Annotated in this window: 14 protein-coding genes, 2 tRNA genes and 1 pseudogene; 14 read left to right on the top strand and 3 right to left on the bottom strand. The window is 56.3% G+C overall.

Annotated features, from left to right (window positions below; translation table 11 throughout):
• Positions 1 to 323 (bottom strand): annotated as a pseudogene (locus V6C07_RS10325) (UDP-N-acetylglucosamine 1-carboxyvinyltransferase); the annotation flags it as partial.
• A 266-nt stretch (positions 324 to 589) separates the two neighbouring features.
• On the opposite strand from V6C07_RS10325, the gene V6C07_RS10320 reads away from it, so the two are divergent.
• The 4 genes from V6C07_RS10320 to V6C07_RS10305 all read left to right on the top strand — a co-directional run bounded on the left by V6C07_RS10320 (position 590) and on the right by V6C07_RS10305 (position 3,341).
• Positions 590 to 665: transfer RNA gene (locus V6C07_RS10320), tRNA-His, on the top strand.
• Positions 666 to 1,053: 388 nt separating this feature from the next.
• A tRNA-Pro gene (locus tag V6C07_RS10315) sits at positions 1,054 to 1,130 on the top strand.
• A 287-nt stretch (positions 1,131 to 1,417) separates the two neighbouring features.
• Positions 1,418 to 2,659, top strand: a complete 1,242-nt coding sequence (gene sqr / locus V6C07_RS10310) for a type III sulfide quinone reductase, selenoprotein subtype (RefSeq protein WP_333536376.1) — start codon at positions 1,418 to 1,420, stop codon at positions 2,657 to 2,659.
• 13 nt (positions 2,660 to 2,672) lie between these two features.
• Entirely contained in the window at positions 2,673 to 3,341 is a 669-nt protein-coding gene (locus V6C07_RS10305; RefSeq protein ID WP_333536375.1) for a DUF1641 domain-containing protein, read from the top strand.
• 209 nt (positions 3,342 to 3,550) lie between these two features.
• On the opposite strand, the gene V6C07_RS10300 is transcribed toward V6C07_RS10305, so the two are convergent.
• Positions 3,551 to 4,486 carry a hypothetical protein gene (locus V6C07_RS10300; RefSeq protein WP_333536373.1) on the bottom strand — a complete coding sequence of 312 codons (936 nt, stop codon included), beginning with the start codon at positions 4,484 to 4,486 and terminating at the stop codon, positions 3,551 to 3,553.
• A 243-nt stretch (positions 4,487 to 4,729) separates the two neighbouring features.
• Between V6C07_RS10300 and V6C07_RS10295 the strand changes: the two genes are divergently transcribed.
• The 6 genes from V6C07_RS10295 to V6C07_RS10270 all read left to right on the top strand — a co-directional run bounded on the left by V6C07_RS10295 (position 4,730) and on the right by V6C07_RS10270 (position 10,265).
• The gene (locus tag V6C07_RS10295) at positions 4,730 to 5,194 is read left to right on the top strand and encodes a CYTH domain-containing protein (protein ID WP_012625470.1); all 465 of its coding nucleotides are present in this window, start codon (positions 4,730 to 4,732) and stop codon (positions 5,192 to 5,194) included.
• Positions 5,195 to 5,208: 14 nt separating this feature from the next.
• The gene (locus V6C07_RS10290; RefSeq protein WP_333536370.1) at positions 5,209 to 5,847 is read left to right on the top strand and encodes a hypothetical protein; all 639 of its coding nucleotides are present in this window, start codon (positions 5,209 to 5,211) and stop codon (positions 5,845 to 5,847) included.
• 108 nt (positions 5,848 to 5,955) lie between these two features.
• Positions 5,956 to 7,521 carry an SLC13 family permease gene (locus V6C07_RS10285; RefSeq protein ID WP_333536369.1) on the top strand — a complete coding sequence of 522 codons (1,566 nt, stop codon included), beginning with the start codon at positions 5,956 to 5,958 and terminating at the stop codon, positions 7,519 to 7,521.
• A 37-nt stretch (positions 7,522 to 7,558) separates the two neighbouring features.
• Complete coding sequence (locus tag V6C07_RS10280) at positions 7,559 to 8,488, top strand: hypothetical protein (RefSeq protein WP_333536368.1); 930 nt, start codon at positions 7,559 to 7,561, stop codon at positions 8,486 to 8,488.
• 24 nt (positions 8,489 to 8,512) lie between these two features.
• The gene (locus V6C07_RS10275) at positions 8,513 to 9,358 is read left to right on the top strand and encodes a hypothetical protein (RefSeq protein WP_333536366.1); all 846 of its coding nucleotides are present in this window, start codon (positions 8,513 to 8,515) and stop codon (positions 9,356 to 9,358) included.
• A gap of 151 nt (positions 9,359 to 9,509) precedes the next feature.
• A complete protein-coding gene (locus V6C07_RS10270; RefSeq protein WP_333536364.1) occupies positions 9,510 to 10,265 on the top strand; it encodes an inorganic diphosphatase in 756 nt (251 codons plus the stop codon).
• A gap of 368 nt (positions 10,266 to 10,633) precedes the next feature.
• Here V6C07_RS10270 and V6C07_RS10265 read toward each other — a convergent pair whose 3' ends face one another.
• Complete coding sequence (locus V6C07_RS10265; RefSeq protein WP_333536362.1) at positions 10,634 to 11,560, bottom strand: LysR family transcriptional regulator; 927 nt, start codon at positions 11,558 to 11,560, stop codon at positions 10,634 to 10,636.
• A gap of 323 nt (positions 11,561 to 11,883) precedes the next feature.
• On the opposite strand from V6C07_RS10265, the gene V6C07_RS10260 reads away from it, so the two are divergent.
• The 4 genes from V6C07_RS10260 to V6C07_RS10245 all read left to right on the top strand — a co-directional run.
• Positions 11,884 to 13,515 (top strand): outer membrane homotrimeric porin, encoded by a 1,632-nt coding sequence (locus V6C07_RS10260; protein WP_333536361.1) that lies wholly within the window; start codon positions 11,884 to 11,886, stop codon positions 13,513 to 13,515.
• Positions 13,516 to 14,149: 634 nt separating this feature from the next.
• A complete protein-coding gene (locus V6C07_RS10255) occupies positions 14,150 to 17,158 on the top strand; it encodes a hypothetical protein (protein WP_333536360.1) in 3,009 nt (1,002 codons plus the stop codon).
• Between the two features lie 201 nt (positions 17,159 to 17,359).
• On the top strand, positions 17,360 to 18,133 hold the full coding sequence (locus V6C07_RS10250) for a DeoR/GlpR family DNA-binding transcription regulator (RefSeq protein WP_333536359.1): 774 nt from the start codon (positions 17,360 to 17,362) through the stop codon (positions 18,131 to 18,133).
• Between the two features lie 58 nt (positions 18,134 to 18,191).
• Positions 18,192 to 18,742 (top strand): four-carbon acid sugar kinase family protein (locus tag V6C07_RS10245; RefSeq protein ID WP_333536357.1); only part of this gene is annotated, 551 nt, incomplete at its 3' end.

Raw genomic sequence — 18,742 nt, 5'->3', positions numbered from 1 at the left:
CGGGCCTGGCCTATGCGGGCAAGCAGCGGCCCCAGACAGAGAACCGATGCCCGCATGGTGCGCACAAGGTCGTACGGGGCCTCGGGCAACAGGCTGCCGGGAACAACGCGCACCTGCCCGTTTTCATACTCGCAGTCGCAGCCAAGCACCCTGAGCAGATTGAGGGTGGTGTGAATATCGCGAAGGTCAGGAACATTGGTAATGGTAACCGGCTGGTCGGGCAGGATGGCGGCAAAAAGAATCGGCAGGGCCGCATTTTTGGAGCCACTTACTTCAATACTGCCCGTAAGCGGCACACCGCCTTCAATGACCAATTTATCCATTATATATCCCCGGAATATTTTTTATGCGTGTGGCCGCAAAAATCCGGCCCGGTCACCGGGCCAACCCAAGACGGGCGAAAATCAGCCATGCGCAGGTAGCGGGCGGGATGGCAGACCTGCCGCGGCAGCGGTCGAAAAGATGGCCGCAGGCCGCCCCTGCGACGGTTGGCGCAGTGTAGTTTTTTTTCTAGATAAAATCCAGAGCTGCGGCAATGCAAAAAAAGCTTGCCAAAATGATTTATCCTGTCTATAAGAATTTTTCTGTGGCGGAAGTAGCTCAGTAGGTAGAGCACCTGGTTGTGGCCCAGGTGGCCGTGGGTTCAAGTCCCATCTTTCGCCCCACAAATTTTCTTTTTTTGGAAACGTCCGCGAGGTTAGCCCTGCGGACGTTTCTTCTTTTCCTTCTGAGCTTCAACCCCAATAAACCGGCACAGCCGCCAGAGCAGTTTCACGTTGAAAGCACTCTAACAGGGTACGGCAAACGGCCTGCACAACCCCGGACTGCCCCCGTAAGCCCCCAGACACGCAACAGCAGGGCTTGACATGGGCCACAGCAAAATGGTTAAACCGTCAGCGCAGTGTCCCTGTGCAAAACCTGTTTTTTGGAAAGGGCATTTTTTTTACAAAGATCGCGGGTACGCCGGAACCTGTCCGGCCCGATGCGCGGGCAACACTGCTTGCTCCCTCGGACCAACGATCATGCGCCGATATTTGCCACGGCGCATTCCTGCGGAGCGTGGCGCAGCTTGGTAGCGCACCTGCTTTGGGAGCAGGGGGTCGCTGGTTCGAATCCAGTCGCTCCGACCAGAGATTTTCAAGCGGTTATCTGTAGTTATGCAGGTGACCGCTTTTGCTTTTGCGGCCATTTTGCGACCGCCAACACTCCTCCATCCCATATAAACACACTAATTTAGTATTAATTAAAGCATACTCACCCAGTTTTATTGGTTTATATGGTGCATATTCGATTTTTTTATGCTAGGACGGAAATAATACCCCACAACTAGGATATCAGCCGCATAAATATCTGCTTAACGTAGTGGGTGCAGACCGTCAAAGGCAAAACGCTCTATCTCTCAATTGGAGTCAACTAGATGAAAAAATTGCTTATTCTTGGTGCTGGCGCTGGTGGAACCATGATAGCCACAAAAATGAGAAAACTGTTAAGCGAACGTGAGTGGGAAATCACTCTTATAGATAGAGACCCCGTGCATCACTACCAGCCGGGCTGGCTGCTGGTTCCCTTTGGAGTAGACACGCCGCAGGGCTGCGTTCGCCCCAAAAAAGACTTTATCGCCCGTGGCGTCAATTTTGTCATAGACACGATCAACGCCGTTGATCCCATTGCGCGTAAAGTCGAGTGCAAAAACAGCACGCACACCTATGACTGGATCATCATTGCATCGGGCGCAAGAATCGCCCCCGATGAAGTGCCCGGCCTTCTGGATGACTGGGGCGGAAAAATCCACAACTTCTACACCCACGACGGTGCGGAAGCCCTTTATGGCAAGATGAAGCATTTCAAAAAAGGAAGACTGGTTCTTCACATTTGCGAAACGCCCATCAAGTGTCCTGTGGCCCCGCTGGAATTTGTGTACATGGCCGACTGGTATCTGCAAAAGATGGGTGTGCGCGACCATGTGGAAATTGAGCTTGTCACTCCCCTTACGGGCGCGTTTACCAAGCCTGTGGCAAACAACATTCTTGGTGCGCTTTGCGAAAAAAAGGGCATCAAGGTTACCACAAACTGGAGTGTGGACAGCGTTGAAGCCGACCGCTCCGTCATTACCTCGGTAACCGGCGACGAGATCAACTACGACCTGCTGGTGACCATTCCCCCCAACCTGGGGCAGCAGTTCCTTATTGAATCCGAAATTTCCGACGTGACAGGCTACGTCGATACGGACAAGGAACTGTTGCGGGCAAAGAAATTTGAAAATATGTACATCATCGGCGATGCCACCAACGTTCCGGCATCCAAGGCAGGTTCTGTAGCCCACTTTGAAGTGGACGTCATTGCCCAGAACATGATGTCCGACATTGAAGGCACGGACAATTACTACAAGTTTGACGGCCACACCAACTGCTTTATTGTTACGGGCTTTGAAAAAGCGTCGCTTATTGACTTCAGCTACGCCATCGAGCCGCTGCCCGGCATGTTTCCGCTGCCCGGCGTCGGCCCCTTTGAGCTGCTGGGTGAGAGTCATATAAACTATTGGGGCAAGCTCATGTTCAAGTGGGTGTATTACAATCTCATGCTCAAGGGACATGAGTTGCCGTTTGAGCCAAACATGTATCTTGCAGGCAAAGACACCTCCTTGCTGAGAAACAAGTAGGCTGGGGGACGCTATGACACCTGAAGAAAAAATTCTCGAACGGCTTGATGCCATTGAAGAAAAGCTCACGGACCTTCAAGCGGCCAAAGAAAACAGTAAAATGCTGATCGAGCAGTTGACGCCCATCGGCAACCATGCGTTTCGCCTTGCCGTCGAAGAGATGGAATCCCTTAACGGCAGAGTTACCCTCGACGACATCCTGGATCTGGTCAGAAAGGGACTGCTCACCGTCCCCAGAATCACGTGGCTGCTTGACCAGTTGGAAAACGCCACCGATCTGTGGCACGTTCTCCACCCGGCCCTCGGCCCGACATTTCCCCATATCGTTGAAAAGATGGGCAAATGGGAACAGGACGGCGTGTTCGCCAAAGCTTCCGCCCTCAAGAACGCAGGCGGAACCATGCTGGACGCCCTGAGTCCCGAAGACATTGCAAAGACCGGAGAGGGCCTCACCTTTGCCATAGGTCTGCTGCAACGTCTTGCCGATCCCAGGCTGCAAAGCAAGATAAACACGCTTATGGACCTCATGAGCGAGATTGATACGTCCAATGTCAAGCCCACAGGCATATTCGGCGTGGCCGGAGCGCTGCGAAGCGACGAAGGCAAGCAGGCCCTGGGCCTTCTGGTGGAACTGCTGAAGGCAAGCGGCAAACTCTCCGCCGCGCAGGGAACGCCCGGCTAACAGCGGCTGATCGGCAACCAGAAGACAACGGACGGCACACTGCCGGAAAACTCCGGCACGCTGCGGCCGTGGACACGACACGCCAAAGCCGTGCAGGCAGCGGCCCTGGGTGCTGACAAAAAATGACGCCAGGCCATGTGCCACAATGTAAAAAGCGGGGTTCACCCCGCTTTTTACATTGGTCCTGATGCATGCCTTTCCCGCAAACGCTATTGCATATCCCGCAGCATCTTGAGTTTGGAACCACCGAACTGGCCGCCATCAGGCAGCTTCATGTGGGCAAGCCCCTGCACGAGCACCTTGCGGTAAAACTCGTCCCCGGCGGCCACAACCTTGGGAATGGTATAGTAATCCTGATCTTCAATGCCCACAGAAACTTCCAGCGCGATGGGCTCTCCGCCCCAGCGCGGCGTCCACGCCTCAAAGGTTATCTCTGCCTCAACGCCGGCCAGATCCACGAAACCCATCTTGGCGGAATAGGTGCAGACCGTTACGGGCTTGAGAGGCGTTTCAGGGGCAAGGCCGCTCTTGGCCAGTGCAGGCACAAAACGCGAAAACTGATGCAACTGCGGGCGGTCGAGATCGCCGAAGGTGTGTTCCTCGCCGCGTATGTTCACACTTTTTTCCAAACGGCTGCCCATATTGCCCTGGGTGTCAAGATACGGGTGATCTTCAGCGGCAATCTCGCCCTTGACGCCCACAGGGCTCAGCGGCGTACCCAGGATAAAGGCGGGGTCTTTGCCGGATGTTTTTACGGTCAGCCTTCTGCCGTCCTTGGCGCTGCCGTCTTTCTTGTAGTTGGTGGTGATCCGCACCACAAAGCCCGCATCGCGCAGGGCGAGATTTTCCGTGTCATAATAGCTTCTTGCGCGCAGGCGCAGCTTGTCCTTCTCTGACCGTGTCAGCACGAAACCGTTTTTTGCGGATGCGGCAGACAGGGCCTCCCAGAGTTTTTTGAACGATGCCTTGGCTTTGTCCGTATTGAACAGCGCCGGGTTCAGGGCCATTTTGTACTCAAGGCCGTTCACGGCCCCGTGGGGCTTCCAGGCCGCCACATTTTTTTCATAATGGCCCGGCCCGGCAGCCGACGCCATAGATGCGGAAAACAAAAGCCCCATTACCAGCAGAGCGGTCAGTCTGTACATAGGAACTCCTTGCGGCTACTGAAATTATTTGGCGCAACCATGCCACACGCAGCACGCTTTTGTACAATAAAATCGGCGGATGCAATACATAAGCGCATCTTATACCGAAGCGCCGTCATCGCATGATCCATAAGTATAGCTTATGGACAATGCAGACACTTCTGATTTTTAACTTTTACCCGTCAGCGATACGTTAGCACAAACGTCAACGGGACGTTTTCATGAAATCCAAGGAGAATGACAGTGGCTAAAGAAATTGAACGCAAGTTCCTCATAAAGGGAGAAGCATGGCGCGCTCTGGCCGAGGGTACCATGTACCGCCAGGGCTACCTCAACAGCGCCAAGGAGCGCACCGTGCGCGTGCGCACCGTGGGCGACAAGGCGTTTCTGACCATCAAGGGCATCACGGTGGGCGCCACCAGGGCTGAGTATGAGTATGAAATTCCCTTTGCTGACTGCAACGCTCTTCTGGACGACCTGGCCGAAAAGCCGCTGATCGAAAAAAAGCGCTACAAAATCAGACAAGGTGAATTTACCTGGGAAATTGACGAGTTCTTCGGTGACAACCAGGGGCTTATCGTGGCTGAAATCGAGCTGACCAGCGAAGACCAGCAGTTCGGCAAACCCGACTGGATAGGTGAAGAAGTAACAGGCGATCCCCGCTACTTCAATTCCAATCTCATCAAACATCCCTTTACCCGCTGGTAGAAAGGAGCACTTTCATGGCTGACGTCTTTGCTAAAAACGTATCCACCACCGCGGCTGAAGCCGAAAAGATCGTTCCGCGCGCCGAATTTCGCGTTTTCGGGCACGGCATCCTCGACACGGTCAAAAAAAAGATGTGGGACTGCGGCGCGGTACTTTTCAAGGCCCGCAAAATGCCTGCCGAAACATATTTTCTTTCGGCGCACACCACCGAAGCCAACGTCAAGGTGCGCGACGGCCTGCTGGATATCAAGACCAAGGTGGGCGAAACTCCTGAAGGATACGAAATTTTTCAGCCACGCGGCAAATTTCAGTTTCCCGTCTCCAAATCCGACCTGGCGGTGATTCTCTCTCACCTCAAGGTAGACATGCCCCTTGCCAAAGAGCAGTACGGCATTGAAGAATTTATCGAAATGGTGCGCAAGCATCCGGACATGGCCGCCGTAAGCGTAGAAAAAATGCGCTACGGCTTCACGGTCGACGGCATTATCTGCGAGTACGCCCAAGTATGGTTCAACGGCGCGCTGCTCGAATCGGCCTGCTGCGAAAGCGAAAATTACGCGGGCATGAAAAAGTCGGTGGAGGGTCTGGGCATCGCTGATCTTCCCAATACCAACTATCTCAAGGCCGCACGCCGTGTCGTAGGTATGGAGTAATCTGCTGGAGCAGCCGCCGTTTTCTCACTCCCCGGCGGTGCTTCAGCACCTTCCCAAAGGCCCGTCTCTCCCGTGGCCTTTGGGAAGGCCGCAGATCAAGGAGGCAGCGTGTCGCAAGCAGCAAGCACCAAGGCATTTGACCCCTTGGACATCAGCAATTACTCCCTTGAAAAGCTCCCGGAGCTCAAGGGCGGCGCATGGATGAACCGCATCAAGTTTGCGGGCGTTCCACTGGGCATCATTTCCTTTCTTTATTTTTACCTGCAATGGTGCGGTCCCATCGGCGTATTTGAAGAACAGACAAAAGTTCCGCCCGAACATTGCTATGCGGCGCTGGGCATTTTTGTTTCTTCTCTTGTTCTCTGGCTTTCCGAAGCCATACCCAATTATCTGACTTCGTTTCTTATTATTGTAGCAACCATACTAACCGGCGTCATGAAGATGCGCCCGGCCTTTGCCATGCTGGGCGAACCCGTGATGATTCTCAACATCGCGAGCTTTATCATGGCCAGCGCCCTTGTGGTCACGGGCCTTGCCAAGCGGATATGCCTTTATGTCGTCCTGTCCATGGGCAATAACGTCACGCTCATACTGGCCTGCTTTATCGCGCTGAATCTGCTTCTTGGCGCGTTCATCAGCGCCACATCGGCAAAAACCGCCCTGCTTCTTCCGCTCTTTATGGTCATTTCAGCCATGTACGGCTCTACCGGCGGCGAAAACCGCAATAACGTGGGCCGCAACATGGTGCTGCAAAACCTGCTGGCAAACAACGTTTCCGCCTCTGCCTTCATCACCGGCTCGGCAGCCAACCTGCTGGCGGCTCAACTGCTCGAAAACGCAGGCTACAAGGTCTATTACAGCGACTGGCTCATGGCGCTTCTGCCTCTTTCCATCATCCAGTGCGCCTTTGCCTGGTACACAGGCACCCGCTGGCTGTTCCCCATCCGCAAGGAAGATTCCAAACCCAAGCTGGCCGGGGGCCACGAACGCCTGCAGCAGGAACTTGTCAAGCTTGGGCCGGTTTCGTCGGCTGAAATACGTGCGGGCATAGTCTTCCTGACGGTGCTGCTGCTCTGGGGTACTGACCGCTATCACGGCATCCGGGCCGAGGTCACCGCGCTTATGGGGGCCATTGCCGTGCTCATGCCCGCCGTGTGCAAACTGCCCCGTATCGGCGTCATCAAATGGAATGATGCGGACATTCCCTGGCACATGCTCATGTTCAGCTGGGGGGCCTACGTGCTGGGCGGCCTTATGGACAAAACAGACATCGTGGGCCTGTGGATGCACTATTCGCTGGATACGTGGGACGCGGCATCCCTGCCCAAGGTGGCGGTATTCGCCCTGCTGGCATCGCTCTTCGCCCTGACGACCCTTGTGAGCGAAAGCAAGACAGCCCGCACCATCGTGCTTTTTCCCATCATCATCAGCGTGGCAAAAAAATTCGGCTGGGACGTCATAGGCTTCTGCCTGCCTATGGCTTTTCTTATCAACCAGGTTTACGTGCTCTATTTCAACTCCAAACCGGCCAACATCAGTTACCTCACAAACCAGTACACCAGTTGGGAATCGTTCAAATTCGGCATGTTCCAGCTTGTGGCCTGCGTGCTCATGCTCGTCCTGTGGACGCAGTACGTCATGCCCCTCATGGGTTTTGACAGCAGGCTCTGGTAGCGCGCCCCGCGCGCGACAACCTCCAACGGAGGCACTTATGCGCAAGATGCTCGGCTTACTGTTATTGATGGGTTTTATGGCCGCCTTTCCGGCAGGCGCCGCGGACCTGTATCAGCAAAATCTTTCACAGTGGAAAGGGCAGACAAAGGAAGTCACCGGCCGGGAATACAAATTCCTTGTAGCCCCTGAAAAAGTGAATGCCGACGTCACCGAGGCATTCAGGGAAATCTGGAACCTGACCAAGGCCGTGGCGGACTCGCTGCACATTGTCATGACGGAAAAAAAGAAAGACCCCTTTGCCCTGGCCCCGACGGTCAAAACCTACTTTGACACGCCGGACCTGGCCCTGTGGAAAAAAGGCTATCTCATCCGCGTCACCACCAACTACCAGCGCGGCTACCCCGCAAGTCCGCTGCGCGTCTCTGTCAAAAGCCTCAACGGTCCTTTCTCCAAGGTCCTCGCCGCCAAGCTGGAAACAAAAGGCGTGAAAAGCAAAACCACGGTGGAGGACAATATCGGCATCGGCAAAAACGGCCAGCTTGTCAGCTATCTGGACAAGTCCGCCAACTTCAGCCTTACGCGGGGCGAACTCGGCGACATGAATCTGGCCGACTTCGGCGCCTATGTGCCGGAACTGCTCAAGCTGGGCCTGCCCGCCGACACCAGGCTGACGGCCCATGTGGCCTACGCCGTGCGCTGCCGCCCGGGGCATATGGAACTGCCCGGCCTGGACAAGCCCCTTGCCGTATCAATGGAGGCATGGTCGCGCACCCAGGACGGCGCGCCCTTTGTTTACGATTTTTCCTTTGGGTATGACGGCGACTTCAGCAAGCAAGCCGAAGCCCACAAGGCCGGCGAAAAGCTCATGCAGGCTCTCAACGCCCGGCTGGGAGAAAAGCTGGCCCTGAAGGACGTGCACAAATGGCTCGGCTCCAAGGTGCGCGTGCTGCTTGACCAACCGCTGTAAGAGCTAACCACAAGGAGCAAGACGATGAAAAAAACTCTGATTCTTCTTGGCGCATTCTGCCTCATACAGGGAACAGCCCTGGCCGCCGACAACCTTGACGCCCTTTACGGCATTGCCAACAGACCGTCCTACATCAAGCACTACGAGGCCGACAAGGAGCACAATGTTCTGCTCAATCCCTACCTTCAGGTAGCCACCAGAGACGCTCACGCCGTGCTTGACGTCAAAAGGCCCGTTTACAACTACGTCATCACCCCCGAAGGCGGCGTGGCCCTTATTGAAGAAGCCCCGCATCCTTACGGGCGCACCTACCCCAACGGCTTTTTCCGCCCCGAGGACAAGTCGCAGCGCAAAGCCGGCACTACCGAAAACTACGGCCATGTGTCCGGTACGGCAGGCGGCCCCGGCCGCATCAGCGGCGAAATAATCAACGACCGTAAAAACGGGTGCTGGCTCGTCAACAACAAGTCCGGCCGCTATTCCAAACGCAATATTGACCGCACGCCGGAACAACTGCTCAATGCCTTTGTACTCATGCAGGAGACCATTGATCCCGGCAGCCAGCCCTGGTGCAAGGGAGCGGCCTACCTGCTGGGCTATGCCCCGGACTACGTGAGCGAACCTCTGCGCAAAAGCCCCGATATGCGCTATGAAGACCCGGAAAGCAAAAAAAACGCCCACATTCTGGTTGTTCCCGGCGTCAAGCCTCCCCATTTCGACATACCGCAGTACCAGCATCTTTCGCTTGATGCCGTTGCCCCCGGGGCAGCTTCCGGCGCAGCGCCCGCTGAGGCTGCCAAACCGGCGGGCAAAACCGCCAAGGGCGTTCCGGCCCCTGAAAAGGCCGCCTACAATGACGACCCGTCCTAGACAGTGTCGTCACGAGCGCCTTTCCCGGTATCTCTGTGTCGAACTTCGCCTTTTATTCCGGTCGAGTACCATAATAGTACACTCCCTGCGTAAAAGGCTCGTTCTCCTTGATATACCAAGGAAATTCATTACCATTCAGGAGCGTGATGCAATGAAAAGACTCATATTCCTTCTTGCCATATGCCTTCTTGCCATGCCTGCGGCGTCTTTTGGCGAAACAACGGCAGCGCGCGCCCAGCAGGCCGTATTCAAGGGAGAAAAAAACTATCTTACGGGCTACCCGACGCACAATGCGGACGGAACCGTCAATGTGGTCATTGAAATACCCGCCGGAACCACGGCCAAGTATGAGGTAGACCATACCACCGGCCTTCTGGTTCTTGAGCAGAAAAACGGCCAGCCCCGCTACGTGCAGTACCTGCCCTACCCCGGCAACTACGGTTTTGTGCCGCGCACCGTTCTCGCCAAAGAACTGGGCGGCGACGGCGACCCGCTTGACGTCATCGTTCTTGGCGATGCCGTACCCAGGGGCAGCATCCTGAAAGCGCGGCCCCTGGGCGTGCTGACCCTCAACGACAGCGGCGAGGAAGACAACAAGATCGTCATGGCCGCCGTGGGTTCGCCTTTTGAAAAAGTACGTGGCGTCAAGCAGTTGGACGAGCAGTTTCCCGGCGTGACAAGCATACTCCAGACATGGTTCACCTCGTACAAGGGCAAGGACAAGAACGGAAAGCCCTACCTGAGCAGCAACGGCATGCTGGACCGCACCGAAGCCGTCCGCCTCATCGGTGATGCCGCCCTGCAGTTTGAGCGCTCCGTCATTACCGAGGCCGACAAACCCGCCCTTGACCCCGACGGCAATCCCCGCGTGTATTTTTCTCCGCAGGCCCGCAACATCAGCGACTAGGGCAAGTAACTCTTGAAACCGCCCCTGGCCTATGCCCGAGACGGCTAGAGCAGTTTACGAATGAAATGAGTTCACTGCTCTGCAAGGATTTTCAGGAAAATCCTTGCCATGAAATGCGAGCAGGCAGGCTTTTGCCTGCCGTAAGTGAGTATTTCAAGTGTTAAATGCTCTAGGAAACAACGAGCCGACAACGTTTTACTGTCCATTGTCCCCCCCCCCTGCGCAGGCATCAGCCGTTGCCTGTAAAAAAGCGCCCCGTTCGGGGCGCTTTCAATGCAATGTATCGGCAAAAAGCAGTCTGACTCGTGCCCACTGCCGGGCGCACCGCCGGGCGCGGCTGGACCGGTGCAGGCAGACGGCGGACAGTCCTACGGCAGGCGCGACAGAATTTCTTCGGGCAAAGGTACGCCAAGCTCAAAAAGCAGCGCCAGAAAATGCGTTATCGTACGGCTCAGGCGCTGCCCTTCCATATAGACCAGCGAATAGTTCACATGCAGGTCAAAAGATTCCAGCCGCAACTGCGTCAGCTGTCCCGCAGCCAGTTCCAGGGCGGCCGCGTACCGCGGCAGGGCCGTAACCCCCAGTCCGTTGATCACCAGTTGCTTGGCAACCTCCATATTATCCACGGTCATGAATGCCGGCCGTTCGGGACGACCGGCATGTGTTTTAAACCATTCCTGCACCTTGTTGGTCACGCGGGTCCCCTGCTCCCGCAGGATAAAGGGGTGCGCCAGCAGATCGTCGGCACAGACCGGGCCGTCCTTTTGCGCCAGGGCGGACTTGCGCCCCGCAACCACAATAAGCGGCTCACGGTGCAGAAAATGCGCGCGAAGATTGGGATGCGACGGCGATGAGCCGCAAAAACCGATCTCCAGCTCTCCCCGATACACTTTTTCGGCAATGACGTGCGAATTGTGTACAGCCAGATCCAGAGTGACGCCGGGATGACGCTGATGAAAAAGCACCATATAACTGGGCAGGTAATAGGCGCTCATGATGGCGGAAGCGCCGAGCACGAGGCGGCCGGTATCAAGCTGGCTGAGGCTCTGGAATTCGTCCTGCATCTGATTGACAAGACTGAATATGCGCTGGGTGTACTCATAGAGCACACGCCCCTCGCTTGTAAGGTTCACCTTGCGCCGCGAACGGTCGAACAGCGGTACGCCCAGGCTGTTCTCAAGGCTCTGCACCTGCATGCTCACTGCGGGCTGTGTAAGAAAAAGGTCGCGCGCGGCCTGGGTAAAATTACCGGTTTCGGCAATTTTATGAAATGTTTTCAAATGATCAATATTCATGCGGGTATCAACCGGCCTTGTTAAAAAATGCTCAGTGTCCGCAAATGCTCATGCAGATGCACGAGATTGTCAACTGTGCCTCCATGCCGCGCCTCTGCCGCAACGTCAAAGCAGCCTGTTTTGTCCCGGTAAATTTTATGGATAACGTTTCATTATCTTCCCCATTGGCAATTCTGATTTACATGCCTTGGCTGAAATATTGTAGGCTCCGTGCAAGACACCAAAAAGCGCAAAGCGACTGAACAGGGTCAATCTGCTGCCTGGCAGGGAGACAAACCTGACACTGGATAAACCACATCCGCGTCATTGCATGGAGAATACCGATGAAAAAGCTGTCTACATTGATTCTGGCTGCCGCACTTACGCTTGGAGGGGTAAGCGCCGCCAGCGCCATTGACTTCAAAATCAGGGGCTACTGGAGTTTTTCCTACGAAGTGGCGACCAACAGCGCCTTTGTAAACAGCCGCGCAGGAGGCAGCACCGGAGACGATTTTTCCGCCGGCGAACGACTGCGCCTTTACCTTGAGGCCAAGGCGTCCAAATCCCTTTCCGGCACGGTGGGCATTGAAATCGGTGATATCTACTACGGGCAGGCAGAAAAAAACAACCGTGCCATGGGCGGCGCCCTGGGAGCCGACGGCACCCTCATCAAGCTCAAGCGCGCCTTTCTTGACTGGCAGGTTCCCAGTAGCGATATCAAGGTGCGCATGGGTATTCAGGGCATGAAGCTGCCCCTGTTCGCCTCCAGCGGCAACTTTGTGCTGGATGACGATGCCGCGGGCATTGTGGCCTCTTCGCGCGTCAACGAAAACTTTTCCGTCACGGCCATGTGGGCACGCCTGCTGAACGACAGCCCCCTTGAAACAACGCCGTCATACTATAACGGCACCGCCTATGATCCGGATCATCCCGACAACGATGCGCTCGACTTTTTCGCCCTGCTTTTTCCCGTGCGTTTTGACGGTTTCAACGTGACCCCCTGGGTGGGCCTTGCCGCCATGGGCGACGGCATCGGCCGCAACCCCAACAAGGATTACAGCGAAAATTTTATCAAAACCTCACGTAAAAAACTTCAGGAAGGCATGGGCGTTTACACAGGCACGGGCAAGGCTCCCATGCTGCTCGAATACGGCGGCGGCGAAACGTACACATGGTGGGGCGGGCTTTCCGCAAACCTCAACCGTTTCGACCCCTTCATTCTGAAATTTGACTTTATGTACGGCAACAAGCAAGGTAACGGCATGTACCGCGACGAGACCTATACCAAGGATAACGGCAAGGTCAAAAAACTGGGCAAGCACGGGCCTCTTGATGCCGACCGCTATAACCGCAGCGGCTGGTTTGCAAGCATGCTTGCCGAATACAGGCTTGACTGGGGTACGCCCGGCATCTTTGCCTGGTACAGTTCCGGCGACGACGACAACCTCAACAACGGTTCGGAACGCATGCCTGCCATGTCGGGCAACTGGGAGTACACGCACACCGGCTTCAAGGGAACCACGGCTTCAGGCGCGTATGACGGCATTTTCGCCTACCAGCCCCTTGGCCTCTGGGGCCTTGCGCTGCAATTGCGCGAAATCCCCCTGATGGAAGACCTTACAAGCCACATTAAAGTGCTCTACATGCGGGGAACCAACTCCGCAAATATGCCCAAAAAGATCGCGGAATCACAATATCTGTTAAAAGAAAACATCAACGGCATCTCGCCGGCCGGGGCCATCGGTTCCTACCTGACCACCAATGACTGGGCCATGGAAGTGGACTGGAATACCGAATACAAGATTTACGAAAATCTCAAGCTTGTTGTTGAAGCATCGTATCTTTATGTGGATTTCGACAAGGATACCTGGAGCTATACCGCCCCCGACGGGGTAAAATACGGGCGCGAATGGGCGCAGCGTCCCGATAATCCCAACGTGTTCAAGGTCGGCCTCAACTTTCACTACTCGTTCTAGAGCAGATTAACTTTGAGAATGTACATTCTCAAAGTTTAAGACACGCTCGCTTCGATGCTTAACCGCGCAAGTAAATTGCGCTTGCATCTTTGCGGCGGGCGACTGCTCACGCAGCCGCCAGAGCAATTTCAAAGTGAAATTGCTCTAGAGCAGTTAACGAATGAAATGAGTTCACTGCTCTGCAAGGATTTTCTTGAAAATCCTTGCACGAAATGCGAGAAGGCAGTCTTTTGCCTGCCGTAAGCGAGCATTTCAAGTGTTAAATACTCTAGGGCGTCCTGCCTTTGAGAGCATGCACCCTCAAAGCTTTATGCCCGCTACGCGCTTAACGGCGCAGGTTTCGTGCGCCAACCCCGCATGAGGCTTCTGCCGGCGCAGCCGGCAGAACAATTTCAAGGTGAAATGGCTCCAGCTTCCTCCCCGGCCCTGCCGCATTTCCCGCGGCAGGGCATTGCAGCCCCTCTTACGCGCAAGATAAGGGGGGTTTTGTGTCTCGCTGGCGAAGGCCAAGGCCGTCGCGTTCAAACATGGCGAACGCGCGCAGCATCTCTTGATAGCCGGTGTAAAGAATTGCAATACAATGAATACTTCCAGAACTGAAAAAAAACATACATCACCTGCCGACCAGCCGGGCATGAATTCTGCCTCCGCGCACTGCGCGCCGTGGCTTTTTGACCCCCAGGACCATCAGCTCGTCCGCCTCGTCAACGACTTTTCCGCCGCGCGCGCGCACAACCAGTCCCTGCCCCAGCCAGACCCGGCCCTGCACCCCAACGGCGTCATCGAACTGACCTCCGAACCGGGCCTGCGCATGGCCCGCGCCGTCATCATCCTGCTTGAAAGCCTTGAAGACGGCGGAACACAGGAAAGGCTGCACGCCCTGCGCCGTCTGCACGACGAAGTGCTCTATTCCGTGCATTCCCCCTTGCAGAAAAATACCGCGCGCGTGCTCATCCAGCTCATGAAGGATCTTGTGCGTTCCAGCCCGCATACCCATTTGCAGCTCCCTCTGGCCCACGAATTTCATCAGGCCGTGCGCGGCGCGCCGCGCATCATACGCAAGCTGCTCTGCCGCTATCATCTGCTGGAAATGCCCGAGGCCTGGAACCAGCAGGCCTTCGACCACCACGTCCACGATGCCAACACCAAGGGCCGCAAAAGCCCCACACATCTGGTCATGGACGCATGGGTCAAGGGCATCCGCTTTTTAACGGTCATCTACTACAATACCGTTGATCCCGAAGCCGCCGGAGAACTGCTGCGCGCCGCGCGCATCATGGGCATCACGGTGCGCATCGGCATTGAGTTTCGCGCGTCCTTTGGCGACAAGATGGTGGAATTCACCTGGGTTCCCCTTGATATCAACAGCCCGAGAGCCTTTGCCGACCTGCTGCGCAGGCCCGACATCGCCGGGGTGCTGTCGGAATACGCCGCGGTGAACACCTGGATGCAGGAACATGCCCTGCGCCTGCTGCGGGCCTGGAACAACACGCATGCGCCCCGTCTGGCCGAACAACTGGGCATCCCCGCACCCGAGCCGCTGAAAGAAGGCGATTTTCTGGCCTATGTGGGCCACCGGCAGCCTTCATCCCTGCATCTGGCAGAATACATTTTTTCCCAGTGGGCGCCGCTGGCTCATGAGGCCGCCAACCGCCTGCGCCAACAGATGGAACAGCAGCAGGGTGATGCGCGCGCCGCAGCCAAGACCCTTGTGGAAAGCCTTGAAGACTTCGTACCCGACAGCATCCGCGCCGAATGGCTGAGTCCGACGGCCAACCCTGACATGGTCTTTCCCTACACGCCGCACAAAAGCCTGCCCGAAGTGCTGCTGCGTGAACCGGAGACCCTGCTTGAATCGCTCATCCCCCTGCACCCGTGCCAGATGGTGCTTAACCTGGCGGGCCTGACCCCCCAGGACATTCTGGAACTGCTGTGGCGCGGCAAGGGCCACATCACCCATCTTGAGCTTTTCAATCTGCGGGAATGGACCAGCGGCCAGCTTACCCATGTGGAAGCCATCAACTGCCTGCAGCGGGCCATCAATGAAGGCAGCATCCTGCGCCTCAAGCAGGTGGTTCGCCAGATCGTGCGGGAAGAGCCGGAAGAGTCCTCGCGCCGCCCCCTGTTACAGGCCGTGCTCGACCAGTTGCCCCGGCTTCAGGAATTCTATGCGTCCGCCCCGCTGGGTTCGCGCATCGGCACGGACTCCACAAGCCGTTCGCACCATACCCACGGCATGGGTCTTGTCTTTGTTGAAACCCTGCCGCAGCAGGCGCGCGACGCCCTTGCGCGGGAAGACAAGGAACAGCGCCTGCTCCTGCCCGTGCATACGGATATTTACAGTTTTGTGCAGCACCACGAACCGCCATACGCCCAGCCCTGGTGGATAAAACGCCTGCGCCGCCTGCCCGGTCTCCGCCATCTCGGCTGCCATTGCGTGCGGGGGTGGGGGCTTGAAAAAAAGACCACCACAGTGGGACAGGACGGCAATCTTGTGACCCTGGGCGGCGTCGACGCCAAGGGCATGAACAGGGAAAACCCCAAGGACGGCGCCAGCCCCGCCTTTGAGGTCAGCCCCTGGAACCCCACCTATGTCAACAGCGACGTGATCAACCTGCTCAAAATTCTGGCGGGATTTCTGCCCGCGCAATGGGCGTTCTGGTATGTGGGCAGTTGGTGGGTGCTCACCTGGTTCGGCGCGCTGCTCTGGTTTGCCATCACGGCGGTGCGCAACGTGGCCCAGTCCATGGTAGGCGGCGGGGCCTTCAGCCGGTCCATGCTCCTGCCCTGGAACCGCTATGTGAGCTGGAGCCGCATGGCAGACTCCCTCATGTACACGGGCATATCCGTTCCCCTGCTGGAAGTGGCCGTGCGCCTGTGGCTGCTTGAAGACCTGCTGGGCATAACCGTGCAGGACAATGCCGTCATGGTCTATGCGGTCATTGCGCTGGTAAACAGCATCTACATTTCCGGCCACAACATCTTCCGGGGCCTGCCCAAGGAAGCCGTGGTCGGCAACCTGTTTCGCAGCGCCCTGTCCATACCGTTATCCATGCTGCTCGGCCACGGGTTGCTGCATTTTTTCATCTTCATGCAGTTGCCGGACCCCATGATGCTGCTGCAAAACTGCGCTGCCATCGTTTCCAAGTGCTCTTCAGACATTGTGGCGGCTATTATCGAGGGCTTTGCCGACCGCAACCATTACCTGCGCATGCGACAAAGCGACTATGACAGCAAGTTTGCGCAGATTTTTAAAAGCCTCGCCACCCAGGAGCTGCTGTTTCCTCATCGCAATCTGGCAAAAATGCTGCAACATCCTCAGGATTACTGGAAAAAGCTCTACAAGAGCGATCCGGTGGCAGCACGGCAGGCCCTGGAGCACATGCTGGACATGATGTACATGTGGTATTTCAAACCCCGCGCCCGGCAGATTTTCTGGCAAAAAATCACGGCCATCCCGGTGGAGGAAAAACAGGGCATCCTTGCCTTGCATTCCCTGCTGCGTCTGGAACGTGAAATTACAACCGAACTTTTGCAGGGCCTGCTCGGCAAGGATTTTTCGCGGGCGCTGACCTTTTATCTGCAAAAGAACAGGGAATACCTGCATGAACTGAAAGCGGGCAAATACCGCACTGCCGCCTGATAAAAGTTACAGAAAACATCGCTGGCGCCCTGGAAACAAAATTTAACAAAATATCAAGCATAGACTCATAGCACTCAAGCTCCGGATAAAAATCCGGAGCTTTTTTCGTTGAACCTCTTGACTCGATGCCCGCAACCGAAGATAACAAAAATTAACAAATTATCCTAAAAAACAACATACCAACGAAACAGGATACTTGCCATGCTGCCGGTTGAGCGACGTAAAAAAATGGCCCGCATCATCAAAAGCCAGGGTGCTGTCAACACGCGAGAACTGGCCGAAATCCTGGGTATTTCCATCATGACCGTCCGGCGTGACCTCAAAGCGCTGGAAGAGCAGAATCTGCTTGAGATCACCTGGGGCGGAGCCGTACCCATTGGTTTTGAGGCGCACGACATACCGCGTTCGCACAAGGCTTCGTGCATGCGCCAGGCCAAGGCCGACATTGCCCGCGCCGCCTGCGGCTTTATCGAAGACAACGCCTTTATCTCCCTGGATGCGGGAACCACCACCCTTGAGCTTGCGCGCCTTTTGCCGTCGTTGCCGCTCAGCCGCCTCAGCGTGGTCACGCCCGACCTTGAAATCGCCATGCTCCTGTCAGGGCATGCGCATATCGAGGTCTTTCTTACCGGAGGCCGGGTAGACCCCGTAAGCCGGGCCTGCAACGACGTTTCAGGCATGGAGTACCTGCGCCGCATCCGCACCACCCTGGCCTTTGTGGGCATCAACGTGTGGGAAGCCGAACGCGGCGTGACCACCAGCTCCTCTGAAAAGATGCACCGCAAGATTCAGCTTATGGAAAGCGCGGATAAAAGCATCCTGCTTGTGGACTCCTCCAAGTACGCCAAGTTCAGCCCCTGGCGCGTGGCGGGCGTTGATGACTTTTACCGCATTATCACGGACTGCGGGCTTTCCGCAGGCGCGCGCCAGCAGCTTGAAGCCGCCGGAGCCAGCCTGCTGTACGCCGATTCCTGACCAGCTCCCCCCGGCGGGCGTCCGTCTTTCGCCTGCTGCCGGAAAACAGGAGAACCACATGAATATAGCTGTAATCGCTGACGACTTTACCGGCGCCAATGCCAATGGGGCCTTGCTTACCGCCAAGGGTTTTTCCAGCGCCACCTGCCTGGGCCTTGATAAATGGGACCCGCAGTATTTTGCGTCCTTTACCGCAGTGTCTCTCAATGCCGAAAGCCGCCTGCTTTCGCCGCAAAAAGCCTGGGACGCGGTGTATGCTGCGGTCAAGATGTTCTGCGCCGAAAAACCGGCTCTGGTGGCAAAACGGGTGGACTCCACCCTGCGGGGCAATATCGGCGCGGAAATAGAGGCCGCCGTCAAGGCTATGGACGAAAGCTACGGGCATCAGGAATCCCTTGCCGTGCTTGTGCCGTCCTACCCCTCTTCGGGCCGCATCTGCGTGGGCGGATACCAGATCGTCCACGGCGTGCCGCTGGAGCGTTCGCCCATCGCCCAGGATGCGGCCACGCCCATCAAAAACACCTCGGTACTCAAAATATTTTCAGAGCAAAGCTCGCTGCAATGCGGTTTCGTACCCCTTGAAACCGTACTGGCCGGAGCGGAGGCCGT

The organism is Desulfovibrio sp. 1214_IL3152, from assembly GCF_036763055.1.
Taxonomy (GTDB): Bacteria; Desulfobacterota; Desulfovibrionia; order Desulfovibrionales; family Desulfovibrionaceae; genus Desulfovibrio.
Note: the sequence above shows the minus strand (reverse complement) of the source record. Positions and strands in the feature narration are given on the sequence as shown.